This is a genomic window from Paracoccus pacificus (assembly GCF_042680785.1).
In the GTDB taxonomy this organism is placed as follows: domain Bacteria; phylum Pseudomonadota; class Alphaproteobacteria; order Rhodobacterales; family Rhodobacteraceae; genus Paracoccus; species Paracoccus pacificus.
The window spans coordinates 93,507-116,072 of the sequence record NZ_JBHUEN010000008.1; the positions used below are offsets into that span (position 1 = coordinate 93,507).

24 protein-coding genes are annotated in these 22,566 nt (G+C 62.0%); 2 read left to right on the plus strand and 22 right to left on the minus strand.

The features are described from left to right. Nucleotides 1–7: 7 nt before the first annotated feature. From ACFSCT_RS03520 to ACFSCT_RS03580, 13 genes are all read right to left on the minus strand, one after another. Nucleotides 8–523, minus strand: a complete 516-nt coding sequence (locus tag ACFSCT_RS03520) for a GNAT family N-acetyltransferase (protein ID WP_379140134.1) — start codon at nucleotides 521–523, stop codon at nucleotides 8–10. Continuing rightward, nucleotides 495–1,343: an isocitrate lyase/PEP mutase family protein gene (locus tag ACFSCT_RS03525; RefSeq protein ID WP_379140135.1), complete on the minus strand. Its 849-nt coding sequence runs from the start codon at nucleotides 1,341–1,343 to the stop codon at nucleotides 495–497. The genes ACFSCT_RS03520 and ACFSCT_RS03525 overlap by 29 nt, the downstream gene beginning before the upstream one ends. A 12-nt stretch (nucleotides 1,344–1,355) precedes the next feature. Then, a complete protein-coding gene (locus ACFSCT_RS03530) occupies nucleotides 1,356–2,210 on the minus strand; it encodes a DMT family transporter (RefSeq protein ID WP_379140137.1) in 855 nt (284 codons plus the stop codon). A 56-nt stretch (nucleotides 2,211–2,266) separates the two neighbouring features. Beyond that, the gene (locus ACFSCT_RS03535; protein WP_379140138.1) at nucleotides 2,267–2,929 is read right to left on the minus strand and encodes a GNAT family N-acetyltransferase; all 663 of its coding nucleotides are present in this window, start codon (nucleotides 2,927–2,929) and stop codon (nucleotides 2,267–2,269) included. 181 nt (nucleotides 2,930–3,110) lie between these two features. Beyond that, nucleotides 3,111–5,174, minus strand: a complete 2,064-nt coding sequence (locus ACFSCT_RS03540; protein ID WP_379140139.1) for a relaxase/mobilization nuclease domain-containing protein — start codon at nucleotides 5,172–5,174, stop codon at nucleotides 3,111–3,113. A 313-nt stretch (nucleotides 5,175–5,487) separates the two neighbouring features. Then, nucleotides 5,488–6,198, minus strand: a complete 711-nt coding sequence (locus ACFSCT_RS03545) for a lytic transglycosylase domain-containing protein (RefSeq protein WP_379140141.1) — start codon at nucleotides 6,196–6,198, stop codon at nucleotides 5,488–5,490. A 4-nt stretch (nucleotides 6,199–6,202) separates the two neighbouring features. Continuing rightward, nucleotides 6,203–6,538: a DUF736 domain-containing protein gene (locus tag ACFSCT_RS03550; RefSeq protein WP_379140142.1), complete on the minus strand. Its 336-nt coding sequence runs from the start codon at nucleotides 6,536–6,538 to the stop codon at nucleotides 6,203–6,205. Between the two features lie 34 nt (nucleotides 6,539–6,572). After that, complete coding sequence (locus ACFSCT_RS03555) at nucleotides 6,573–7,118, minus strand: S26 family signal peptidase (protein WP_379140143.1); 546 nt, start codon at nucleotides 7,116–7,118, stop codon at nucleotides 6,573–6,575. Then, nucleotides 7,115–7,633, minus strand: a complete 519-nt coding sequence (locus ACFSCT_RS03560) for a DUF2840 domain-containing protein (protein ID WP_379140145.1) — start codon at nucleotides 7,631–7,633, stop codon at nucleotides 7,115–7,117. Before ACFSCT_RS03560 ends, ACFSCT_RS03555 begins: the two co-directional genes overlap by 4 nt. After that, nucleotides 7,630–7,884 (minus strand): hypothetical protein, encoded by a 255-nt coding sequence (locus ACFSCT_RS03565; RefSeq protein ID WP_379140146.1) that lies wholly within the window; start codon nucleotides 7,882–7,884, stop codon nucleotides 7,630–7,632. Before ACFSCT_RS03565 ends, ACFSCT_RS03560 begins: the two co-directional genes overlap by 4 nt. Further along, on the minus strand, nucleotides 7,881–8,534 hold the full coding sequence (parA, locus tag ACFSCT_RS03570) for a ParA family partition ATPase (protein WP_379140147.1): 654 nt from the start codon (nucleotides 8,532–8,534) through the stop codon (nucleotides 7,881–7,883). The genes ACFSCT_RS03565 and parA overlap by 4 nt, the downstream gene beginning before the upstream one ends. Beyond that, nucleotides 8,531–9,622, minus strand: coding sequence for a replication initiator protein A (locus ACFSCT_RS03575; RefSeq protein WP_379140148.1), 1,092 nt, complete (start codon nucleotides 9,620–9,622; stop codon nucleotides 8,531–8,533). The genes parA and ACFSCT_RS03575 overlap by 4 nt, the downstream gene beginning before the upstream one ends. Then, a complete protein-coding gene (locus ACFSCT_RS03580) occupies nucleotides 9,623–9,895 on the minus strand; it encodes a helix-turn-helix transcriptional regulator (RefSeq protein ID WP_379140150.1) in 273 nt (90 codons plus the stop codon). 461 nt (nucleotides 9,896–10,356) lie between these two features. Between ACFSCT_RS03580 and ACFSCT_RS03585 the strand changes: the two genes are divergently transcribed. Continuing rightward, nucleotides 10,357–10,653: a DNA -binding domain-containing protein gene (locus tag ACFSCT_RS03585; RefSeq protein ID WP_379140152.1), complete on the plus strand. Its 297-nt coding sequence runs from the start codon at nucleotides 10,357–10,359 to the stop codon at nucleotides 10,651–10,653. Nucleotides 10,654–10,660: 7 nt separating this feature from the next. On the opposite strand, the gene ACFSCT_RS03590 is transcribed toward ACFSCT_RS03585, so the two are convergent. The 9 genes from ACFSCT_RS03590 to ACFSCT_RS03630 all read right to left on the minus strand — a co-directional run bounded on the left by ACFSCT_RS03590 (nucleotide 10,661) and on the right by ACFSCT_RS03630 (nucleotide 21,407). Continuing rightward, nucleotides 10,661–11,293, minus strand: a complete 633-nt coding sequence (locus tag ACFSCT_RS03590) for a DUF2285 domain-containing protein (protein ID WP_379140153.1) — start codon at nucleotides 11,291–11,293, stop codon at nucleotides 10,661–10,663. After that, nucleotides 11,241–11,456, minus strand: coding sequence for a transcriptional regulator domain-containing protein (locus tag ACFSCT_RS03595; protein ID WP_140903580.1), 216 nt, complete (start codon nucleotides 11,454–11,456; stop codon nucleotides 11,241–11,243). The genes ACFSCT_RS03590 and ACFSCT_RS03595 overlap by 53 nt, the downstream gene beginning before the upstream one ends. A gap of 278 nt (nucleotides 11,457–11,734) precedes the next feature. Beyond that, a complete protein-coding gene (locus tag ACFSCT_RS03600) occupies nucleotides 11,735–12,061 on the minus strand; it encodes a DUF736 domain-containing protein (protein ID WP_379140154.1) in 327 nt (108 codons plus the stop codon). 693 nt (nucleotides 12,062–12,754) lie between these two features. Continuing rightward, nucleotides 12,755–13,711 (minus strand): arsenic resistance protein, encoded by a 957-nt coding sequence (locus ACFSCT_RS03605; RefSeq protein ID WP_379140155.1) that lies wholly within the window; start codon nucleotides 13,709–13,711, stop codon nucleotides 12,755–12,757. Nucleotides 13,712–13,766: 55 nt separating this feature from the next. Continuing rightward, a complete protein-coding gene (locus ACFSCT_RS03610; protein WP_379140157.1) occupies nucleotides 13,767–14,123 on the minus strand; it encodes an ArsR/SmtB family transcription factor in 357 nt (118 codons plus the stop codon). A 128-nt stretch (nucleotides 14,124–14,251) separates the two neighbouring features. After that, on the minus strand, nucleotides 14,252–14,662 hold the full coding sequence (locus ACFSCT_RS03615; protein WP_465263170.1) for a hypothetical protein: 411 nt from the start codon (nucleotides 14,660–14,662) through the stop codon (nucleotides 14,252–14,254). Between the two features lie 151 nt (nucleotides 14,663–14,813). Beyond that, complete coding sequence (locus ACFSCT_RS03620; RefSeq protein ID WP_379140158.1) at nucleotides 14,814–15,740, minus strand: DUF2493 domain-containing protein; 927 nt, start codon at nucleotides 15,738–15,740, stop codon at nucleotides 14,814–14,816. Between the two features lie 307 nt (nucleotides 15,741–16,047). Then, complete coding sequence (locus ACFSCT_RS03625; RefSeq protein ID WP_379140159.1) at nucleotides 16,048–17,085, minus strand: toprim domain-containing protein; 1,038 nt, start codon at nucleotides 17,083–17,085, stop codon at nucleotides 16,048–16,050. Then, nucleotides 17,085–21,407, minus strand: coding sequence for a strawberry notch-like NTP hydrolase domain-containing protein (locus tag ACFSCT_RS03630; RefSeq protein WP_379140177.1), 4,323 nt, complete (start codon nucleotides 21,405–21,407; stop codon nucleotides 17,085–17,087). Before ACFSCT_RS03630 ends, ACFSCT_RS03625 begins: the two co-directional genes overlap by 1 nt. A gap of 201 nt (nucleotides 21,408–21,608) precedes the next feature. Between ACFSCT_RS03630 and ACFSCT_RS03635 the strand changes: the two genes are divergently transcribed. Then, on the plus strand, nucleotides 21,609–22,490 hold the full coding sequence (locus ACFSCT_RS03635; RefSeq protein WP_379140161.1) for a bifunctional helix-turn-helix transcriptional regulator/GNAT family N-acetyltransferase: 882 nt from the start codon (nucleotides 21,609–21,611) through the stop codon (nucleotides 22,488–22,490). Nucleotides 22,491–22,566 lie beyond the last annotated feature (76 nt).

The window sequence follows — 22,566 nt, forward strand, 5'->3', positions numbered from 1 at the left end:
TGCCTCCTCACGGCTTCAGTTCATATGTGACCCAATGGGTCGCTTCGGCGACGTCATCATAAAGTCGCCGTGCCGTCGCGTTGTCGGTCGCTGTGATCCAGCGGATCGATGGCCAGCCGCGCTCGCGGGCGATCGTGGCCAGATGCTCGATGAGCTGGCGTCCAACACCGCAACCGCGCTGATCGGGGTCAACGAACAGATCGTCCAGAAACCCCGCGTCGTTGCCCTGCAACGGTTTAGGTTGTGGCCGGTAATGCGCAAGGCCGACAAGCTTGCCGTCAGGGGCGACAGCGACCAGCCCTTCCAACGGGTGCGCGGGATCATGCAACCATGCCCAGGTCTGATCCAGAATGGCGTCGGTGATGTCGCGTTTGTAGAACGTCGCGTAACCGCGATAGAGCGGGCGCCAGGCGGCCGCATCTTCGGGCAAGACAAGCCGAATATTGATGTCTGTCGTCTTCATCGCATTGGTGGTCGTCATAGTCTCTGGCCCCTTACCGTTTCTCGCGATCAGTCGTTGCATCGTCGGTCATGAATTTGGAAATGACCGCACCGGGAAGCGCATCGGCCGCGTAGGTGAAAGTGCCAGACTTCCGCACCTCTTCGGCAGCCCGCATTAGTCCGCCGAAGGCGGCGCGCGCCATCGAGCCACCCACGCTGATACGGCGAACACCCGCATCCTGAAGCTCGGCCACGGAATAGACCGGCCCCTTGAGACCCATGACCACATTCACCGGCTTGTCGACCGCGCGGCAAACGGTCCTGATCGCGTCGATGTCTGGCAGACCCGGGGCGTAGAGCACGTCCGCGCCAGCCTCGGAAAACGCCTGTAGCCGCTGGATCGTGTCGTCCAGGCTGTCGCGGCCATAAAGGTGGTTTTCGGCTCTTGCCGTCAGCACGAAGGGCAGACTGCGCGCGGCCTCGGCGGCCGCCCGAACACGATCAACAGCATGGGCGAACTCATAGATCGGCTGATCGGAATTGCCGGTCGCATCCTCGATCGAGCCGCCGACCAGTCCGGCCAGAAATGCCATGCGGACGGTGGCCGCGCAGGTGTCGGCGTCTGCGCCGAACCCGTCGCCCAGATCAGCCGAGACCGGCAGATGGGTAGCGCCAACGATTTCGGCGGCGTTCGCCAGTATCTCATCCCGGCCGAGGCCAGTCAGCGAGTCGCGCCGCCCCTTGGAGAACGCATATCCCGCGCTCGTGGTGGCCAGCGCTTCGAAGCCGAGGCTGGTCAGGAGCCGTGTCGAGCCAGCGTCCCAGGGGTTCGGAATGACAAAGGCCTCTTCGCGTTCATGCAAGGCCCTGAAGCGCTCGTATTTCTGTTGCTGGTCCGACATGGTGTTTCCTCCTTATGTCTGCATGGGCTGGGCGGGCGCTCTCAAGGCGATCACGGCGGCGATCAGGATCAGAGCAAAGCCGATGAGGTCGGCCGGCGTTGGACGCTCACCGAGAACGATTGCCGAAGCGATCACGCCGAAAACCGGAACGAGAAGCGTTCCAAGACCTGCGGTGCCTGCCGGGAGCCGGTCGAGCACCTTGAACCAGAGTGGATAGGCGACGGCGGTTCCGGCCACGACTCCATAGAGCAGCCCGAACCAGGGCAGCACACCGACAGGGCCATCGACACCAAGGCCGGTGAACATCATCCCGATGATGGAAACCAGAGCGCCAGCGAGAAGCTGATAGATCGCGACCGCAAGCGGGTGTGCGGGAACGCGCGCCCACTTCAGATAGACAATGCCGATTGCCCAACAGATTGCCGATCCGATCGCGGCGAGCGCGCCGAGCGAAACACCGGCCTGGACCAATGGCCAAAGCAGCACGAGCAACCCGCCCGCACAAAGCGCCAGGGAGATCATGCGGGCGGTCGTCAGAGATTCTTTGAGGAACACGCGGGCGGCGAGCGCCACCCATATCGGCATGGTGTAGGCACAAATGGCGGCACGCCCGGTCGAGGTGTAAAGGATGGCTATGGCCGAGAGAGCACCAAAGCCCCCACAGGCAAACAGCCCGGACACGATGAGATGCACACGATCGCTGACCTTGCGCACGCGCAAGCTCGCGCCAATCATGGGCGCAAGCATAGCTAGCAGCCCTGCGCCGGCTACGAAGGATAGAGTGCGGAAAGTCCAAGGCGAAAATGCACGCAGGCCAAAGTTGGTCGCAATGTAATTTACGCCCCAGAGGAACGCGACCAGAAGCAAAGCAGCTCTGGCCGCGAATGGCTCCGAGGTTTGCCCATGGGGCGCACTGGTAACGCTCACTGATCGAACGCCAGCTTACTCAGTTGCTGCCCTGAGCTGTCAAAGTTGTCGGCCTTCAACCAGCGTTCGTAACCGGCGCGCAGGCGCGGCCAATCGCTATCAATGATCGAGAACCAGGCGGTGTCGCGGTTCAAGCCCTTGACGACCATGTGCTGCCGGAAAATGCCCTCGAAGCTGAAGCCAAAGCGCTCTGCTGCGCGTTTAGAGGGAAGATTGGCGTTGTCGCACTTCCATTCGAAGCGGCGGTATCCCAGGCCAAAGGCATAGTCCGCGAACAGAAACAGCGCCTCCGTAGCTATCCGCGTCCGGGTGATCGCCGGTCCCCACATGATGTTGCCGATCTCGATCACCCCGTGGACGGTATCCACGCGCATCAAAGCCTGACGGCCTTCGGCTCTGCCGGTCGCCTTGTCGATGACGGCAAAGAATAGAGGGTCTATGCTGGCCTCCGCTTTCTCGGCCCAGGACTGAATTTCAGCAAAGTCGTTGGGAGTTTTGTCAAAAAGATACCTGAACCGATCTTCAGCGCCCGAGGCAGATGCAGCCTCGAACAAAGACTGCGCGTGTAGATCCACGCTGAGCGGCTCCAGCCGTGTGTAGGCCCCCTCCAGTATTCTACGCTCCGGTTTTGGAGCACCTTTCCAATTGCTGAGTTCCACGAAGACACCATCCAGAATCTGACGGAACTATTCCGTCGTTGAGTTTGTGGGTCAGCAATTGCATAAATATGGCCGGTTGTTCCCATCCACTTCAGCACCAACGAGCAGGCCAATTGGAAGGCATTGGTTGCAAATTGGCAGGCATATTTGGAAGGACGACCAAGCTTTGGAGCGCCGATTCCTACAGCGATAGCCCCCGCTGTTTGCCAAGCTGCCACGAAACCGATCCGCCCTGCACGATGCCCGCGACCTCGCGGCCGAGCTGGCGGTCGATCACCGGGCGCCATGGGACAAGGGTAAACTCGTGGCTCTGTTCGACCACCGCGAATTTGCCGCTGGATAGTTGGACGGTGCCGGTGAACTTGCCGCCGATCTTCTCGCCATCCGCCGCCGCCCGAAATGGCAGCGCCTTGCTCTCGGCCATCTCCGCGCCGACACGGGCGACTTCGCGCTCGCGCAGCGTGGCAATAAGGCTACGCCGGTAGAAGATGCGACCATCACGCGCTCGGGTGGCGTCACCCTGTTCGATATGGTGCTCGCGCCGCTGGTCCATGGCGTCGCGCACCTGCTGACCGAAACCGGCCGGAGCGAGATCCGATGCGTCAGGCGTCACCAGCCTCCGGTCGAGCCAGGTCGCGCCATCCGAACCGATCTGGCTTTCCAGATTGAAGGTCGAAATGACACGGATGCTGGCCTGCCGGTTCCGGCCTGCATCATAGGCGGCGGCGCGGCTCTCGAAATCCTCGGGGATGCGCCATTGATCGGCGTCGATCCGCTCGACGATCCCGGCGCGGCGAAACGCCTCCAATCGACGGACATGGGCATCGACAAAGCCCTCATAATCGCCGCCTGGAACGCGGCCCTCGAACTTCGCTTGCTCCAGATGACGGCTCGGCCGATAAATCCCATTCTCGGCGACGGCGGCAATGGCGCGGTCGGACGGCCGCTGCGCCGTGTCGGCCGGGCCGATCTCGATGACGCTGCCGATCCGGGCATCCTCGACGCGGGCCGGGTCGATGCCCGGAACGCGATGCGTCCGGCCGTCGATGCCGTCCACCACAAGGGTCAGGTTTTCGCCCATCTCATCGGTGAGATACTTGTCCACGACGCGGCCGACGATGGGTGCGTCGGGCGCGGCATCATGAAGCTGGAAGGTCATCGGATCGCGCTCTAGCCCATCGGCCTTCAGCGCCTTGTGCATGTTGCGGATGATGTCGCCACGCTCGCCCAGCTCGCGCAAGGTCGGCTCCATCCGCTCGCTCAATTCCCAGACGCCAGGCGCGTGTTCTGTGGCGAGGCCCATCTGCTCCAGCTTGCCCAGACGACGCAGGCGCAGCGTCCGGTCGAACTGGCGACGTGGATTGTCGGGTTCATGGCGCAGGTCGATGAAGCGTTCGTCGGCTTCCTCGGTCATCGCCCTGTCGATGCGAGTGAAGCGGTCCTGATCTACCTCGGCGGACAGCTTGCAGGTCTGCTCGATCTCGGTGACGGGGCCAAGCTCCAGCGTGGTCAACTCGCTGGCCCGCTCGCGAATCCCATTGGCGAGATAGTCGCCGTTGATGACAAGATTCTCGCCCAGGTCGTCCTTGCCTCGGACGATGACATGAACATGGGGATGGCCGGTGTTGTAGTGATTGACGGCGACCCAATCGAGGTTGGTGCCGAGGTCGATTTCGATATGGCGCATGAGGTCGCGGGTGTGTGCTGTCAGGTCGGTCAGGTCCGCGCCGTCTTCCGGCGAGACGATGAACCGGAACTGGTGGCGATCGTCCTTGCCGCGGTCGAGGAAGGCGTCGCCATCGGCGCGGTCCTCGTTGGCGGAATAGAGCTGGCCGCGCTCGCCATCGCGCGAGGTTCCGTCGCGCTGGATATAGCGCAGATGGGCCGCCGCCTTGCCGTTCTTTCCTGCCTGCTGAACGTAGCGGGTTTTCACGACGACACGGCGCACTCCCGGCGTGCTGTGCTTCCATCCACCCGACAAGGTGCGCGAGCGGACGAAGGACGCGCCGCGTCCACGCTTCAGGCCCGGCCCGCTGCTCGCCCGCGATGCCTTGCCGCCCTTGGTGGCGGCTGACGATCTGGAGCGTGGCGAGGATGATGCGGATGACCGCGACGGGCTGTTGCTGTGCTGGCGCGCGAGCTTCTTCGCCTGCGTCAGAAAGCTCTTGGCCTTGCCGAGCTTGGGGGCATCGGCGCGGATGCGGCCGGGCTTCGGCCGGAAGCGGTTCTCGTCGTCGGCGCTCATGGACGCGCCTCCGGCCAAAATCGGGGGAAATCGGGCGTTCGGCGGCCATGGTGCCGGTCGAAACCCAGCAAAGCCAAGACTTTGCGCGAAATCGCGGCTCGCGCCGTCCAAAAACAGGGTGCCGGTAGCGGCTCCCCTAACCAGTGTGCAGACAACAACAATTTCAGAAATCCGGCCAGCGTAGTGCCGGTTTCCTTTATCTTGCCCTCCGCCTTCCCTGCCCTTTTTGCCCTTCCTGCCGGGAATACAGCCAGGCGATCACTTGCCTGACTGCACACCGGAAGCGGACCGAAAGCGCGTGGCGACGCCATGCTCATGGCGCATCTCCATTGCTCGCACGGGCCGCGAATATGCCGCCGTCCTGCGGCTCCTGATCGACGGAAATGCGCATAGGAACGGTTGCGCGGACGTCGTTCGACGGCTGATTGGCTGCAACCGAATTGCCGCTGGATTGCCCCACGAAAAGCGGCGCTTCGCGCCAATCTGGCGGTGGCGGCGGCACGATCGTCGGCACATCAGGCGCAGTCGCAAGCCCAAGAACAGGTGCGAGCGTGGCGACATAGGCGCGTGTTTCTGCGGGCAAAGTGCGACCTGTCGCCAGATGCTCATCATAGCGACCGGGACCGGCATTGTAGGCGGCAAGCATGGCCGCGACATTGCCATACCGGTCCCACATCTCGCGCAGATACGCCGTACCTGCGAGGATGTTGTCGCGCGGATCGTAAGGATCGCGTCCGAGGCCATGGCGGCTGCGCAGGCCCGCCCAGGTATCGGGCATGACCTGCATCAGTCCCATTGCACCCGCCGATGAGATGGCGCGCACATCGCCCGCGCTTTCCACACGCAGCACGGCCCGAATCCAGTGCTCTGGAATGCCGAAACGCTGTGACGCCTCGGCAATGAAAGCAGCATGGGGATGCGCAGTGACAGGCGCGGGTTGCTGCGTGACCTGCGCAAGCGCTGGCGTCAATCCGCTGCCAGCCGACAGAAGGGCCGTGAAGAGAAGAAGGGCGCGGGATCGCATGATCTCAGTCCCGGTCTTCGCGGGGCCGCAGGCGGCTCCAGTGTAGCGACCATGACGAGCCTGCATCGTCGTCGCGGAACAGATTGGCGCGGATCGGCTGCGGCAAGGCGGGATCGTCGAGCAGCACCGAGAGATATTCACCAGCCTTTTCGCCGGTGCGTTTCCATGCAGCGCCGACCTCGGGACCGTCATCCGCACCGTGATGGACACGGTAGTCCGGCGCGTTTTCGGCGTCTGAATGCTCGGCTGGTAGGATGGTAAGCTCACGGAAGAGCGTGAGCGTGTGAACGCGCCCTGAAAAGCCCGTTTCATCGCGCGTGAACAATCCGATCTGTGGCATGAAAAATCTCCTGTCGTTGAGGTTTGGCGTGGGTTCAATGCGTGGCCGCCCGCCATTCGTAGCGGCCATCACCTTCCCCATCGGTCCACAGCGGAAGCGCCCGGCCGATGACGGAACTGGCGGGAACAGGTCCGAAGTAACGGCCGTCGAGGCTGTCCCGGATGTCCCAATTCATGAGGAAGAGTTCACCGTCGCTGATGATGCGGCAGCCCTGCCAGACCGGCAGATCGCGGCCCATGCGGTCGCGCTCCAGCGCGTCCCCCATTTCGACATGATCGACGGTGATGGTCGCACCGTTGCGGCAGACGCGCTGTCCCGGCAGGCCGAGGACACGCTTCAGCAACGGCACGCCGCGTCCGATATAGCCGCGCTCGACCATGAACCGCTCCAGCGGCTCAGACGGCATGATGGCGACCAGTTCGGGCACTTCGAGCGCATCAGCGGGAGCAACTGTGTAGAAGCCGATGGGCGCGCTGGCAGTCGCATTCCAGATCAGCCGGGTTGGCAGATCGGCAACCGCCGTGGCGACAAGCGTGCCGAAAGCCAGCATGGATGCGGCGAGGATATGACGGCGGCTCATGGCGCGATCCTACGGCGGCTGACCCATGCGGCATGGCGCTCCGGGGTGTAGGGATTGGGCTCCTGACCGGTACTCAAGCGGTTGTGGACGTGCCGCCAATGCTCCGGCGCGACATCGGCCGGATCGACGCCAAGCGCGTCCACCGCATCGATTAGGGACAGCACCCGCTGGACTTTTCGCCAGCCATCGATACGCAGCAGTATCTCGCCGCCAGGACGAACGAAGGGCACGGTCTGGTACGGTTCGCCACGCCCGACAGCGCGCAGGATGTCGAGCCGCGAGACGATGGTGCCGTAATCGTTGGAGGCCCAACGGACGAAGGCGAAGATGCTTTCGGGCGCAAAACCGATCAGACTGCGGCGGCGGTCGATGATCTGCTCAAAGCTCTTGCGGCCGAAGCGTATCCACCGCTCGACCTTCTTCTTCTGGAAGGTTAGTTCGACCAATGTGGTGAACGGTGCTGGCCCGTCCGGCCGCAGATGTTCATGCGCAGCGCGTACGGTTTTGCTGGTCATGGCTGATCTCCTTCGATGGGTGGAAACTCGTCGACCAGCAGCTCGCGCAGCATCACGGCGACGGTGACGCCACGCCGGAAAGCGGCAACCTTGATGCGCCCGCGCAGTTCGGGAGTGATGTCGATGGTCAGACGGGCGGTGAACGCCTCCGTCGACGTCTTGCCGGTTGCCGGCGCATCGGCGGCTCTGACCCAGCTATCGGGATTGCCTGGACGCGATGCGAAGCCGGATTTGACGGGCGGTCGTGTCATGGCACGATCCTCCCGATACCGAGGCCATCGATTTCGGCCGCCAGCGCTGTGACCTCTTGTGCGGCCCGTTCGCCGCCATCAGTCTCCGAGACGAGCCGTCCGGTCTGTGCGGCTTCGGCGAAGGCGACACGCTGGCCGATCGTCGTGGCCAGCAAGGGCGGATCATGGTCCGCCAGTGTCGCCGCCGTTTCGCGGGCGATGACGGTGCGCGCACCGCATCGGTTCAGCAGAAAACGGGCGGCGAGTTCAGGGCGATAGATGCGTGCTTCGTTCAGAAGCGCCAGCATCTCAGCTGATGCCCAGCCGTCAAAGGGGGATGGCTGCACCGGGATCAGCACCAGGTCGGCTGCAAGCAGCGCTGAGCGCATCAGACCAGCGACACGGGGCGGACCATCAATGACGATATGATCGGCGTCACGCGCCAGTTCCGGCGCTTCCCTATGCAGGGTATCGCGGGGAAGGCCGATGACGGTGAACAGCCTTGGCAACCCTTCATGGCTGCGCCGCTCGGACCAATCGAGTGCGGAGCCTTGCGGGTCGGCGTCGATCAGGATGACGCGCTTGCCTTGCGCAGCCCAGGTTCCGGCAAGATGCAGCGCCAGCGTGGTCTTGCCCACGCCGCCTTTCTGATTGAGGAGCGCGACGATCATGGCGTACCCCGCCCAGGTCGGCGGGAAGTGGCACTGGCACCGTGCCTTTCATGCGCGCGCGTCCAAGAAGAAAAGTTAGATTCTATGTTAGATTCTAAGTTAGCAGTCGGATTCTTCTTTTCGTTCCAGAGGCTTAACTGGGGCTCGTGCGCCTGATGTGCCGATAGTGCTGCGCCTGATGTACCGATACCCTTTGCGCCTGATGTACCGACGGCATCCACAATGTTATCCACAGGCACTGTGGATAGATTTTCAGGGCGGATTCGCAGCAGTTCGCGGCGATCCTCGCGCAGGATCTTAAGCTGGTAGCCGGGCAGCGGCTGGCGGGCAGCAATGCGGCGCAAGTCCAGTGCAAAGTCCGATGATCGGGCCATGCTGCCGGATTTCTGGTAGAGGTGCGCAACCTCGAACAGCCAGCCATGCGGCTGATGTCCGGCATGTTTACGGGCGACACGGTAGAGCCAGCGCTCGATACCGCCGGTCAGCCGGAAATAGTCCGGGTCGATGGTCAGGACCAGCGAACGGTCGAGGACGCTGTTGTAGAACCACTCGGGCAGGACGAACTCCATACCCTCGACGCGACCGTCGCGCGTGGTCATCTCTTCCCATTCGTTGATCCAGGAGAACTGGCGGCGGCGCCAATGCTTGCCGTTACGGATCGTCGTGGCGACGACCGTGGATTGCAGCCGGGCAAGCGCTGCCTTCAGCAGCAGATATTGCCGGTTTCCGGTGTCGCGTCCGATGGCGCGCAGCAGATGATAGGGCGTGAAGCGGAAGAAGCGGGATGTCTTGATGCCGTTGTTTTCGGCGGCAACGATCTGGCTTGCAGCCCAGATCAGCACATCGGCATCCCAGATCGTCGCCATTCCATGTTCGGGCATCCCGAACACCTGCACCTCGACATCGGCGGTCTTGTAGAGGATGGGCTTCGTGCGCGGCGTCTTCGCCAGCGAGAAGAATGGCCGTTCCATCAGATCGCGCTGGTCGCGCGGACTGGCATCGCCGGTTGCGACCACGAAGGGATCGAGGTGGCTGCGCTCGCTACCGCCTTCTCGTCGCAGGGCGTCAGGGTGATCGACGCGCCGCATTCAGAGCTTGCTCCGCTCTTCAGGCGTCAGGGGGCGAGCCGGAAAGACCGTGCCCACGTCCTTGTCACTGGTGGATTTGCGTGCGCCGATGTCGGCCCAGGCCTGAAGATCCTCGACCGTGTAGAGAACCCGGCCACCGATTTTGCGATAGGTCGGGCCGGTCCCGTAGGTACGGTGTTTTTCCAGCGTGCGAAGAGAAATACCGAGGAAACGTGCAGCTTCCTGAGTGCGCAGCATGCGCGGTGGCATTTCCGTGTTGCGGCGCTCGGCCATGAGATCACCTCCGGTTCGTCAGGTTGATGCGGCTGCCGGAGACGGCGGCGCGCTATGGCGAACCATGGGAAGTGATCGGCGGCGTGTAGCGTGCCGCATTTGCGCCTATGCGCAGACGGCACCCCCGAATGGGGCTATATCAACGCGAAAAGACGTGAGATTTCAGCAACTCAGGGAGGACGATGCGGATTCGCTCAAGACATCCGCGCGCAGTTGGGCTATGAACACAGATAGAGCAGACGCACTGCTCCGGGGCTTAGTAACCCCTGTTGACGGTTGGTGTCGGCCGTGACGGCACCACACTCCTTGACCCTATGGTCGGGGAGCCTGTGGCGTATGCAACAGGCTTTCCAGCTAAAGGCCATGGGGCCGTTCAACACGGTTACTAACTCCCCGATCACCAGGAGTCAGAGAGTTTTATTGCGGGGGCGAACCGCAGAAACTCTTCTGAAAGAAGGGGAATGACCGTGAAAGCGCCCGTCGAACTTGACCCCCATGTGGATGATCTTGCTCCATCCGGCCATGTCATCACCGCCTATGACGAGCAGCACTTTGTGACCTATCTGCGCCTTCTGGACGCCAAGTCCGAGGAAGCCGACTGGAAGGAAGTGGCGCGAATTGTTCTGCACCGCGATCCGGCATCAGATGAGATACGCACCCGACGATGCTGGCAGAGCCATCTGGAACGCGCTCAATGGCTGTCGCGGGAAGGTTACAGGCAAATACTGGAACAGGCTGCAGCAAACAGGAATCGTTGAGATTGCCTCATTTGCCTTTTGATCGTGGAATCGGCTTGACCGGATAATGCAGAAGCATCCGATACCCCCCGCGCATCATCCTGATGCCGTGGGCAACAAGACGACGTGCCTTGTTCTTGCGCGGATCAGTCTCGAAATCTTCCTTATTGCCACGGAAACCGAGCAGGACTTCGGCAACGGCGCGATAGCTTTCGCCATGCAGCCGTGCGTCCAGCGCCCGCAGCGACAGAAGGTGCCATTGGCGAAGTTGCGCTGGCATGGCGCGAATATCCGGCCCCGGAGAGCGGCCGGTCAGGCACCGCCAGAGTCGGCGGGCCGCATGGGCGCGTAATTCCATGAACTCGTCCATGGGCAGGATTGCAGCATAGAAAGCTGCCGCATCAATCGCGCCCTGAGGCAGCCAGAATTGATGCTCCATCCCACCGATACGCCAGATTGCATGCCAGCCATCCGGCGCGCGGCGCAGGATCAGGCCATCGAGATGTGCGAGAGCGACAAGCCGCCCGCCATCCGGATCGTTCTGCTCGACCGGACACAGAATAATGGCCTGCGGATTGAAATGCGGCGACCAGAACGGCGGTGCGCCGTCAGGCTGCGCGTCGGGGTCGTGTGCGAAATCGCACCCCCCAGCGGGAAGCAAAGGCGTTAACCTCTTCTCCCGCGGGTTCTCTCCTCTGCGTGAGTCTCTCGACGTCACGGCGATAGTCTTCGTTGCGACGAAGATATTCCCAGGCGAAACCGGCGGGCGGAAGGTCTTTAATGCGTTTATAGGCCGCCGGAGTACGCCAATCTATGCTCTGCATGGCGCGTCCTCCCAAAGCCGGACGGCACAAGGCCACGTCCGACCTGAAAAGGCTGCGGCATTGAATGATTTTGCGGTAGAGAGGCTAGTGCGATAAGTAAATCGCCTAACCCGATCAACCCATTAAAGAATCCCTCGTTAGCACTGTTGTGCATCACATGGGAGACATCTTGGCGACGTTCTCGTGTCAGTGATCGGGGCGGTTGCGGTAGGCGTGACGATTTTCCTGCGGGCATAAGAAAGGCCCCGACCTTGCGGTCGGGGCCTTTGTGCCGCGCCTCAGTCGCCGCGGCGACCGTTGGGGCGGGACCAGATGAGGGAGAAGGTGTCGCCTTCTTCCTCATCGAAGAGGTTGGCGTAGATCGGGGCGTTGAAGCTCGGATCATCCAGCTTGAGACCCAGATAGTCGCGGCCCTCGTTGGAGCGCTTGGACCAGGCGGCGCCGATTTCGGCGCGGCCAACCAGGACCCGGTGGCTGGGGGCGTTCTCGCCGGTGGCGCGCAGGTCGGGGACGATGCGCACGCCCTTGGCCTGGACGCTGAGGGTGACAATTTCGCCGGTGAATTCGTTCGAGCCGGTCTTCTTGAAGGTGCCGATGGTTGCCATTTTAAGTCTCCGTTTTCCGTTTCCGAGCCCGCACCATTGCGGCCTCTATGGCGATCGACCGGCCGGAGACGAACGCTGGCGCACCCCAAAGGGGCTGGACAGCACAGGAGAAACTTTCTTGTTCCGCGCGGAATGGCGGCTCTGCCGTCAGGGGAAGAAAGTTGTGACGACGCTGTTGCGCTAAAGCGGTCGAAGCGCATCGCGCTGCTCTTCGGCCAGATCAGGCCATTGAAGAGGCCGTTTGGAGCGGTTGAGACACGGGGTGTGAACGGAGACGGTGGCAACTTTGAAGCCCATCATGATGACCAGACGGGTAACACCGGCCTTGCTTGTCGCCCTGCGTCTCAGGCCATGCGCATCTCTCTGCTCGACCTGTTTTACCGGCATTGCCCCAATCGGGTTCTGGTCAGTCCACAAATGCTGGTGCTGACAGTTCTGCGCTCCTATGGGCCGCGTCTGTGCCTCAAGCTGATCCGATGCTTGCTCTCTATCTACCGCCATATTCGTGACGGAGCTAAAAGATGCTCCGTATTCGCTGCTGGTCACCATCAACGGTAACTGTCGTTTAGGTGCGTACAAAGTCGCTGTCCGCTTGGGCGGTCGCGGCAAGGCCTGTACAGGTAAGAATATAGTTGGGCTTTGAGGGAGACGATGACTGGTCTGTGACAGAGCTGCCGTTCAGCCCGCTGAAACCTACACCCCCTGCGTCCTTCCAAGCTGAGGGAGAATGCGGATGTATATCAATTCGGCCACCAGCTCGACCAACGTCTGCGTCACGATCACAGCCGGAAGCACAGGGATCGCGCCCGGAACAGCAAGGGCCAGCGGCAACACAACAAGGGAGTTTCGGGTTGCGGTCGAGAAGGACACTGCCCGCCCCGCATCAGGCCGAAGGCCAAAGACCCGTGCGATTGCCCATCCGATGAATGGAGCAATGAAGGCGAAGGCGATGTAGATGGGCAGAGCGGACAGCGCGTGACGGCTGGCTGCCCCCAGAACCGGAACGGTGGCAGCAACGACGAGGAACAGGACTATAGCAGTCGCGGGAACCGGCAGCAGCCCCAGCACATCGCTGACACGCTGCCCTGTTGTGTGACGAGCCGCCCAAAGCTGGACAGCGCCAGCGCAGATCAGCGGCAGAGCGATCAGCCAGACGAACGCATGGACGAACGGGCCGACACGCACAAGGTTGGCGGCTTCGTCGCCAAGGAACAGGCCAAGGTAAACCGGCAGCAGGGCCATCTGCACCAGCAGCAGGATAGGAGTCGATGACAGCAATAATCGCGCATCCGCCCGCCCCAGATGGGCAAATGTGATCACGTAGTCAATGCAGGGCGTCAGCAGCACCATAAGGATGCCAAGACGCAGCAGAGCATCGTCTATGGCAAGTTGCGACAGCAGGACGGCAAGGATCGGGACGGCAATGAAGTTGCTAACCAGAAGAGCACCTAGAAAGCGAATTTCTCGGAATCCTCGGCCAATCTCCGGCAACGGCACCTGCAGGAAGGTGACGAACAACATGAAGGCCAATGCAGGATTGATCGCGCTTTCCAGTTCGCCCGTGCCTGACACGGAAACCCCAGTGATCGCGGCAAGGGCAACCGTGGCGAAGTAGATCGACACCTGTTTCCGTTCTAGAATTTCGCGCATGTTCTTTCCTTGCTGTGGTCGTAAGTCGGCCACAGGCATTTTGATGGTAGTAAGATCAGTGGGCCGAGCCTGTCGGCCGTCCTTCACATTTTGCGAACAGCGCAATGGCGTCATCACAGTGCTTGCAGTGCCCGTTGCAACAGTCGTGCATGAGGAATGCGACCAATGATGACAACGCCGAAAACTTTGCGCTGTAGATGATTGACTTGCCTTCGCGGCGACTTTGGATCAGTCCGGCATTCTCCAACTCCTTCAGATGGAAGGAAGTCCGCTGAGGCGAACCATCCAGACTGTCAGCAATAGCACCCGACGCAAGGCCATCCGCCCCGGCCGTTACCAGCGCACGGATGATCCTTAGGCGCGTTTCCTGTGCAATCGCTGCAAACCCACGAAGGGCTTCATTCTGATTCATTACAACATACCTTTTAGTGTTGTATCGTTCAGAATGGGCGCATTTGCAAGCAGAGTTGAATGCCGAATATGGCCTCAAGTAACCACCCAAGGCATTTTTACACGCGTGCGACACCTTCATTAGGACGGTCAGCTGCTGCCATGCCCGCAACGCGCAGAAAAGCCGTCACGCCCACCGCAATCGCCCCCGATCACCGAGAAGATGAGCTGCCATGTCTCAGACGGCATCATGTGCTTGACGATACCAAGCGTGGCATAGAATCCGGCCATCCCAGCCGGAGCGACGAAGGCCAGAGCGATGAGCAAACGCGCCCAGATCGGGCGGATCAGCATGAGCAGGCCCTGACCGACGGCCAGTGTCAGACCGGCGGCGAGAAGACCGACGAAGATGCCGCCAAACCAGCCAGCCCCGGTGCCATAGGCCCAAGTGCCTGCGTTCAGACCGATAAAGAACGGCAGAGCGAATACGGCGAGATTGAACAGCAGCCAGCACATGGTGCCGATGGCTGCGATGGAAACGAGGATTCCGAGAACGATCATGGTGGCGTCTCCGTGCAAAAGGTTGGACGGTTGCGCCTTCCACCACCACCATGGCGCAGCGCGACATATAGCATGAATATGCCTGTCCAGGCGACACGTAATGATCGGCGGGCGCTATCGTCATGCTCATGATGACGTGGAAAGGCAGCGCTCACGCGCTGCCGGTCCCGAAGCGATAGACCGGAATGCCCATCTTGCGGGCCTTGTCGGCCAGATTGTCCTGAATGCCCGTGCCGGGGAAGATGATGACCCCGATCGGCATCGTGGAGAGCATCTGGTCGTTGCGCTTGAACGGTGCTGCCTTGGCATGTTTTGTCCAGTCGGGTTTGAAGGCGACCTGTGCGACCTTGCGGTTATTGGCCCAGGTGGCCGCAATGCGTTCCGCACCCTTGGGCGATCCGCCGTGCATGAGCACCATGTCCGGGTGCTTGGCGTGGACCTGATCGAGCTTGGACCAGATCGTCCGATGATCGGTGGTGTCTCCGCCCGAGAAGGCGATCTTCGGTCCGGCGGGCAGCAGCACCTCGTTGTCGGCCCGGCGTTTTGCGGCGATGAAGTCGCGGCTGTCGATCATGGCCGAAGTCATCTGGCGATGGTTGACCCGTGAGCCTGAGCGTTGCGACCAGGGCGTTCCGGTGGTGCGCAGATAGATGTCGGCGGCGGTATCGCGGAAGGTTTCCATGCTGTCGCGTCGCTCGATCAGGCTTTGGCCCGCGCCGATCAGGGTTTCGAGCTGGACGGATTTGACCTCGCTGCCGTCCTGTTCGCGCTGAAGGCGCTTCTGTGCCTGCTCGTTATCGTCGAGTTTGGTCTCGATCCGCTCGACAGCGCGGTGGAAGGTGTTGACTGTGGACCAGAGGATCTCGTCGAGGTCGAAATCGAGGCTGGTGTCGGCCATGGTGGAAATCAGGGCGTCGAAGATGTCGGAGACTGCGCCCTGGATGACGTGATCTTCGGGTGTGATCCGGGGATCGGCCTCGTCTTCGGAGGGACGGTAGCCGTAGAGTTCAAGTTCTTCGATGGCGTGGCCGGTCGGGGACGTGCTGTGATCGGGTTCGAAATCGTCGTGCGCGTACATGGGATGCTTCCGTCAGTTGGACCGCGACCGTCGCGGCCTTCATGGCGAGACAAGCCCACGGGCGCTCCGGTCTGGCAGCGCGAGCCTCTGGCGAGGGCCTTGATGGCAAAGCCCGGCTGATTTGTCTCGCGCTGTAAAGGCGGGCTTGCCCGCCGACGGAAATCAGTCGGGCGCCGCCATTGCCTGACCGGAGCGTTTGTGGGCCGATCGCCCTCTCGGAAGGCCAAGGCGCGGTCCTCTGCTGATGACAGGATGCAGCCTATGCGCATGACAGGATCGGAACGGCCCGATCACGGCCCCGTACCGGCTATGCTGTTGGAGCCATGAAGCGGCTGACGTCCTCGGGAGCGATTTGCACCCGGATCTCTGCCCGAACGGCATCCAGCCCGTGAGTTGCGAGATCTTCGTTGAAGTCCCCCATCATGGGCGAGAGCGTGATGGCCTCGATCCCGGCATCAACCGCCCGGTCCACCAAACTATCACGGGCGCTGTCACCTGCCGGATCGTTGTCGCGGACGATATAGAGCCTTCGCAGGTGCGGCGGGAACAGGATGGCCGCGAGGTGTCCGGCCGAGAGTGCGGAAACCATCGGCATGATGGGCAGAGCCTGACGCAGCGACAGGATGGTTTCGATACCTTCCCCTGCTGCCATGACATCCTGCGCATCACCGAAACGAACCGCATGTCCGAGCAGGTCGCCCATTGCCTTCCTCGGTGGATCGACAAGTGCCTTGCCGGAACCGTCCGGGGCCAGCCAAGTGCGGTGTGCGCCGGTGATCCTGCCATCGAGGTCGGTGACGGCGGCGATCATCGCGGGCCATGTTTGCGTCGGGCCATCGTCCTCAGGCCGCCAGTAGCAGTTGGGGTGAAAGCGCAAATTTGCGGTCTGGAGTAAATCCGTAATGCCGCGTCCGCGTAAATACGCTTCTGCGGTACTGCCAATCAGCGGCTGCGTCATGCGCCAGAGGCGGCGTGCCGCCTCGGATGATCCCGATGGTGCCGGCGTTCGAGACTGACGGGACGGCGGCTGCGGTTCAGGATGCGGCAGGCTGAGGAAACGCCGGGCTTCTTCGGCAACGTCTGCGAAGTCGATCAGACCGAGCGAGTCCCGGATCACGTCCAGCAGATCGCCATATTCCCCCGTGGCCGAGTCCTGCCATTTACCGGCAATGCCTTTCACGCTGTCGTGCAGCCGGACGAACATCGAGCGGCCAGCGGTGTTTCGGACATCGCCAACCTGCCAGTAGTTACCCTGTTTGCGCCCATTCGACAGATAGTGACGGCACACCGCCTCGGCCTGTCGGCCGAGACGCTGCGCCAGTTCGGAAGCGTTGAGACGCGCCATTATGCGGCCTCCCGCTCACCGATGCGTTCAACCGGGAAGCGGTCAAGCAGTTTGCCTGTGATCTCCGGTCCCATCGCGCCGACCGGCACGAAGAAGCGCAACTTCCACGAGATGATCTCGCTGAAGAGTCCATAGGCCCGCAGCCGGTCACGCATCGCGTCAGTAAAGCCGGTCAGTTCGATCCGGTTGGCGCCCATGACCCGGACGCGGCGCAGTTGCAGCCCCTCCGCAAGATCAAGGATCGTGCGACCTTCGATCAGCGCTGCATAGGCGGCATCCGGTGTCAGGTTGCTGGTGACGCCACTGGTCGAGGCATTGGCAGCCCATGCCGGCGATACCCGGCGACCGATGATGCGTTCGCCCTCGTCGGTCTGGAGGCGATAGACGCGGGAGGAGTCCTGCGGCAGGCGTTTCCAGATCGGCAAAAGCAACCCCGTCACCATATGCAGGATGCTGTCGGTGAACTCCGGCACCTCGGCCAGTTCCGCCTTCCAGGCCACGGTGAAGGCGGCATGGTCGGCCTCGATCCAATGGGTCTCGCCCATCGCCCGCACCGGAATGTTCATCGCCTCCATAGGCCGGATCAGCCGCACGCGCCGTTCGATCTCGCCATCATCCAGCATGACGCTGGTGGTCGGGATCTGCACGGCGGCACGACCAGATCGCTCGTTGATGAGCAATCTAGCGCGGGGATCATCCAGTTCCGCCAGGGCGGCATCGAGCGTCACCGGCTGATTGCGTTTGCGCTCGGTGAGCGTCAGGAGCCGCGTTTCCGCCCCTGTGCCCGGATGGGTGTGGATAACCTGTCGGTCTGTGACGATGAAGCTTTCGGCCTTCAGCGTTTCCAGCCCTATGTCATAGGTGCCGGATGCCATCGCCCCGTCGATCCGGGCCTGCAGAAGCTGCTCGAAGGCGGAGAACAGGATGCCCTGCAACTCGATGGTCAGCGCGAGCAGGCGGTTGAGGAAGGTGGTGATCGGCGGCAGTTCATCCTTCACACCGTTGCTGTCCATCAGCTTCAGGCCAGTGGCGGATTCAAACCGTTCGAGCGAGCATCCCTCGACCTTGCCGCGCACGATCAGCAGATAGAGCTGGCGCAACGCATCGCGAGTATAGGCGGATTCCAGATTATCCTCGGGACGGAACAGCCCCTGGCCGCCGGTCTGGCGCTGGCCGCGTGTGATCGCGCCCAGCGTGTCGAGGCGGCGGGCGATGGTCGAGAGGAAGCGCTTCTCGGCTTTGACATCGGTGGCGATGGGTCGGAACAGCGGCGGCTGCGCCTGATTGGTCCGGTTGGTGCGGCCCAGCCCCTGTATCGCGGCATCGGCCTTCCAGCCCGGTTCCAGCAGGTAATGCACGCGCAGACGCTGGTTTTTGGCCGAGAGTTCGGCGTGATAGCTGCGCCCGGTGCCACCGGCATCGGAGAAGACCAGAATGCGCTTCTTGTCATCCATGAAGGCCGACGTCTCGGCAAGGTTTGCTGAAGGCGCGCGGTTCTCGACCGCAAGGCGTGCGGACGCACCGTCGCCCTTGCGCACGATCCGGCGCGAGCGGCCTGTGACCTCCGCCACCATATCCGTGCCAAAGCGCTGGACGATCTGGTCGAGCGCACCGGGGACAGGCGGAAGCGAACCCAGTTGCTCCAGCATCTCGTCGCGCCGCGCTACGGCTTCGCGGCATTCCATCGGCTGACCGTCGCGGAAGACGGGTCGCGACGACAGGTTCCCCTCGCCATCGGTGAAGGGTTCATAGAGCTGCACCGGAAAGGAATGCTGCAAATACGAGCCGACATACTCCCTCGGCGTGACATCGACGGAAATATCGTTCCATTCCTCGGTCGGGATCTCGGACAGCCGCCGTTCCATCAGGGCTTCGCCGGTCGAGACAATCTGGATGACGGCCGCATGGCCCGCTTCCAGATCGGCATCGATGGACCGGATCAGCGTCGGGGTTTTCATGGAGGTCAGCAGATGCCCGAAGAAGCGCTGCTTGGTGCTTTCAAAGGCCGAACGGGCGGCGGATTTCGCCTGCCGGTTCAGCGTGCCCTCGCTGCCGGTGATATTGGCGGCTTCCATGGCCGCGTCCAGGTTCCCGTGAATCACGGCGAAGGCGGCGGCATATGAGTCGTAGATGTGCCGCTGTTCGTCCGTGAGCTCATGCTCGATCAGTTCATATTCGACGCCATCATAGGAGAGTGAGCGGGCGGTGTAGAGGCCGAGGGATCGCAGGTCGCGGGCCAGGACCTCCATGGCCGCAACGCCACCGGCTTCGATCGCCTCGACGAATTCGGCGCGGGTCTGGAACGGGAAGTCCTCGCCTCCCCAGAGGCCGAGGCGCTGCGCATAAGCGAGATTGTGGACGGTAGTGGCGCCGGTCGCCGAGACATAGACGACACGGGCATCGGGCAGCGCGTGCTGGAGCCGCAGGCCCGCACGTCCCTGCTGCGAGGCGGCGACATCACCGCGTTCGCCTTTGCCGCCACCGGCGTTCTGCATGGAATGGCTCTCGTCGAAGATGATGGCTCCATCGAAATCGGACCCCAACCATTCGACGATCTGCTTGACGCGCGAAACCTTCTCGCCCCGGTCGTCGGAGCGTAGCGTGGCATAGGTTGTAAATAGGACGCCTTCGCTCAACGTGATCTTTGCGCCTTGAGGGAAGCGTGACAGCGGCGTGACCAGCAATCGTTCCATGCCGAGCGCCGACCAGTCGCGCTGCGCGTCCTCGATCAGCTTGTCGGATTTGGAGATCCAGATCGCCTTGCGCCGACCGCGCAGCCAGTTGTCGAGAATGATGGCGGCGGACTGGCGGCCCTTGCCAGCGCCGGTCCCATCACCGAGCATGAAGCCCCGGCGAAAGCGGATCGATCCGGCAGCATCCTCGGGCGCGGCGCTCACATTGTCAAAATGCTCATCCACGGTCCAGGCGCCGGCGAGATGATCGGCATGGGCTTCCCCTGCATAGATCACCGTTTCAAGCTGAGCGTCCGACAGACGCGCGCAGATGTCAGCGGGCAGCATGGGCCGGTAGGAGGGCTTCGGCGGTGCGACCGAAGCCATGGCGGCGGATTGCACCAGCTTGGTCGGATGCGACTGCGCGCCAGCAATGCGCAGCGATTGCAGCGCATATTCCTCATAGATCGCGTCGGACAGGCGAGCGCCTTCCGGTGGCGTCCAGTCCACGGTCTCATAGGCGAGTTCAACGCCCTCGGGATCATTGGCGGGAGCAGCGGCAGGCCGCGGTGCTGCCGAGCGGGCCAGATAGCCCCGCACGGTTTTCGGCGCGGCGGTTGAAGCGGGCACCGCGATCTTCGGCAATGATACCGGCGAACGCTGCGGGACATGAGCCTCGATCCATCCCATCAGCGTCGCAACATCAGGCGCGATCCCCGGTGAGGCCGGAAAACTCGCTGGATCTTCGGCGGGCAGCTTGTCGACTACGGTCAGCCGCGTGTCGATTGTGGTGCCGTGCTTTGTATAGACCGCGCCATCTACGGCGGCGGTGAACACTACACGGCCACGGGCCTGCAAGCGGATGAAGGCGTCTCGCCATGCCGAAGCTTCGGGGCCAAAGCCTGCGCCGGTGATCGTCACCAGCCGACCGCCTGGAGCAAGGCGGGCCAGCGCCGAGGCAACATGACGGTATGCCGCATCAGCGACACGCCCGCTGACATTGGCCATGACCGAGAATGGCGGGTTCATCAGCACCACGGACGGGACGGCATCTGGTGCGAGATGATCATCGATCTGGGCGGCGTCGAACCGGGTGACGGCAAAGGCCGGAAAGAGTTGGGCCAGCAGATCGGCGCGGGTGTCGGCGAGTTCATTGAGGATCAGCGAGCCGCCGATGGTCTGCGCCAGGATCGCCAGAAGCCCGGTGCCCGCCGATGGTTCCAGCACCCTGTCATCAGGCGTGATCGCGGAAGCCGTCAGAGCGGCAAGGCCGAGCGGGATCGGAGTCGAAAACTGCTGGAAATTCTGGCTTTCCTCGGAACGCCGGGTCTGTGTCGGCAATAGTCCGGCGATCTTTGCCAGCAAGGAAATCCGTGCAGCCGGAGAAGCTGCTTTACGGAAAAGCGCCTTTCCGTATTTGCGCAGGAAGAGAACGGTGGCGACCTCGCAGGCCTCATAGGCCAGCTTCCAATCCCAGACGCCGGTAGCGTCGGACGCGCCGAAGGCTGTTTCCATAGCACCGCGCAATATCACGGCATCGACACGCTCACCGCGTTCGAGATGGGGGAGCAGAAGACTGGCCGCAGCCAGGATCGCGGGCGCAGCCGCCAGCGGCGTGACCGGATCGGCCACGGGGAATACCGTGTTCATGTCGGGAACCTCAGGAGAGCAAGAAGGACAAGCCCGGACAGCTCTCTCTCTCGACCACCCGGACCTGACCCTTTCAGGCCCACCTCTCACTCTCTGACATGACCATTATTCAACTGTACAAGCGCCCGATATGTTGCTGGCCATATTGCGATTCCACGAAAAATATCTGACTAACATCAGATGTTTTTCTGGAGGACTCACATGCAAGACGCGATTGCCCGAATCCGGCGATTTCAGCGCGCAGTCACAACCGAAGTCGGCGCATTGGATGAATCTTTCCTGGGGCGTGGACGACCACTCGGTGTTGCCCGTGTTCTGAACGCAATTGGCGGCGGAAAATCCGACGTGAGCGAGATCCGTAGCTATCTCGGGCTGGATTCTGGATTGATGAGCCGCATGCTTCGCAGCTTGGAAGCGGAACAGTTGATAGAAGTGGACAAGGACACGTCCGACAGCAGACGCCGCCATGTCAGACTAACACCGAGTGGCAAACAGGAATATGCGGCTTACGAAAGTCTGGCCGATGAGCAGGCGGCGATAATGCTGCGGCGGCATCAGAACCCGGTCGGGTTGCTAAAAGCCATGGATGTCATTGCATCGGCTTTAGCACGCGAGCGCATTGACTGCTTCGAAGTCGATCCAACAGATGCGCGTGCGCAATCCAGTATGCTCGCCTACTATGCCGAACTGTCTGAACGCTTGGAGCGCGGCTTTGATGTTGCTCTGTCAAAAGACCCCGATGCGAAGGATATGGTCAAGCCAAGGGGAGCATTTGTAATTGCAGTGTCAGACGGATTGACCATCGGATGTGGCGGCCTGAAGGGAACTGACAAGGGGTATGCAGAAATCAAAAGACTCTGGGTTTCGCCAGTCGCAAGGGGGTTGGGCGTGTCCAGAACGATGATGTCCACATTGGAACGAATTGCTTGCGAACTTGGCATCGAAACACTGCGCCTCGATACGAACAGCGCCCTGACTGAAGCCGTCGGCCTCTATGAGAAATCGGGATGGAAGGAGATCCCGCGCTTCAACGACGATCCATACCCCGATCGTTTCTTCGAAAAACGATTGCCCGCGACTTGAGCATTGCCGCACCGTCCCTGGTCGATTTCCACACAAGAAGCGCCCCGACCGGACGGCGGGGCGCTTGTCAGTGCCA

What these genes read in the sequence shown, in the direction of transcription:
- ACFSCT_RS03520 (WP_379140134.1), bottom strand. Translation starts at nt 523, where the DNA reads ATGCAACGACTGATCGCGAGAAACGGTAAGGGGCCAGAGACTATGACG.
- ACFSCT_RS03525 (WP_379140135.1), bottom strand. Translation starts at nt 1,343, where the DNA reads ATGTCGGACCAGCAACAGAAATACGAGCGCTTCAGGGCCTTGCATGAA.
- ACFSCT_RS03540 (WP_379140139.1), bottom strand. Translation starts at nt 5,174, where the DNA reads ATGAGCGCCGACGACGAGAACCGCTTCCGGCCGAAGCCCGGCCGCATC.
- ACFSCT_RS03545 (WP_379140141.1), bottom strand. Translation starts at nt 6,198, where the DNA reads ATGCGATCCCGCGCCCTTCTTCTCTTCACGGCCCTTCTGTCGGCTGGC.
- ACFSCT_RS03550 (WP_379140142.1), bottom strand. Translation starts at nt 6,538, where the DNA reads ATGCCACAGATCGGATTGTTCACGCGCGATGAAACGGGCTTTTCAGGG.
- ACFSCT_RS03555 (WP_379140143.1), bottom strand. Translation starts at nt 7,118, where the DNA reads ATGAGCCGCCGTCATATCCTCGCCGCATCCATGCTGGCTTTCGGCACG.
- ACFSCT_RS03560 (WP_379140145.1), bottom strand. Translation starts at nt 7,633, where the DNA reads ATGACCAGCAAAACCGTACGCGCTGCGCATGAACATCTGCGGCCGGAC.
- ACFSCT_RS03565 (WP_379140146.1), bottom strand. Translation starts at nt 7,884, where the DNA reads ATGACACGACCGCCCGTCAAATCCGGCTTCGCATCGCGTCCAGGCAAT.
- parA (WP_379140147.1), bottom strand. Translation starts at nt 8,534, where the DNA reads ATGATCGTCGCGCTCCTCAATCAGAAAGGCGGCGTGGGCAAGACCACG.
- ACFSCT_RS03575 (WP_379140148.1), bottom strand. Translation starts at nt 9,622, where the DNA reads ATGCGGCGCGTCGATCACCCTGACGCCCTGCGACGAGAAGGCGGTAGC.
- ACFSCT_RS03580 (WP_379140150.1), bottom strand. Translation starts at nt 9,895, where the DNA reads ATGGCCGAGCGCCGCAACACGGAAATGCCACCGCGCATGCTGCGCACT.
- ACFSCT_RS03585 (WP_379140152.1), top strand. Translation starts at nt 10,357, where the DNA reads ATGACCGTGAAAGCGCCCGTCGAACTTGACCCCCATGTGGATGATCTT.
- ACFSCT_RS03595 (WP_140903580.1), bottom strand. Translation starts at nt 11,456, where the DNA reads ATGCAGAGCATAGATTGGCGTACTCCGGCGGCCTATAAACGCATTAAA.
- ACFSCT_RS03600 (WP_379140154.1), bottom strand. Translation starts at nt 12,061, where the DNA reads ATGGCAACCATCGGCACCTTCAAGAAGACCGGCTCGAACGAATTCACC.
- ACFSCT_RS03605 (WP_379140155.1), bottom strand. Translation starts at nt 13,711, where the DNA reads ATGCGCGAAATTCTAGAACGGAAACAGGTGTCGATCTACTTCGCCACG.
- ACFSCT_RS03610 (WP_379140157.1), bottom strand. Translation starts at nt 14,123, where the DNA reads ATGAATCAGAATGAAGCCCTTCGTGGGTTTGCAGCGATTGCACAGGAA.
- ACFSCT_RS03615 (WP_465263170.1), bottom strand. Translation starts at nt 14,662, where the DNA reads ATGATCGTTCTCGGAATCCTCGTTTCCATCGCAGCCATCGGCACCATG.
- ACFSCT_RS03620 (WP_379140158.1), bottom strand. Translation starts at nt 15,740, where the DNA reads ATGTACGCGCACGACGATTTCGAACCCGATCACAGCACGTCCCCGACC.
- ACFSCT_RS03625 (WP_379140159.1), bottom strand. Translation starts at nt 17,085, where the DNA reads ATGGCGCGTCTCAACGCTTCCGAACTGGCGCAGCGTCTCGGCCGACAG.
- ACFSCT_RS03630 (WP_379140177.1), bottom strand. Translation starts at nt 21,407, where the DNA reads ATGAACACGGTATTCCCCGTGGCCGATCCGGTCACGCCGCTGGCGGCT.
- ACFSCT_RS03635 (WP_379140161.1), top strand. Translation starts at nt 21,609, where the DNA reads ATGCAAGACGCGATTGCCCGAATCCGGCGATTTCAGCGCGCAGTCACA.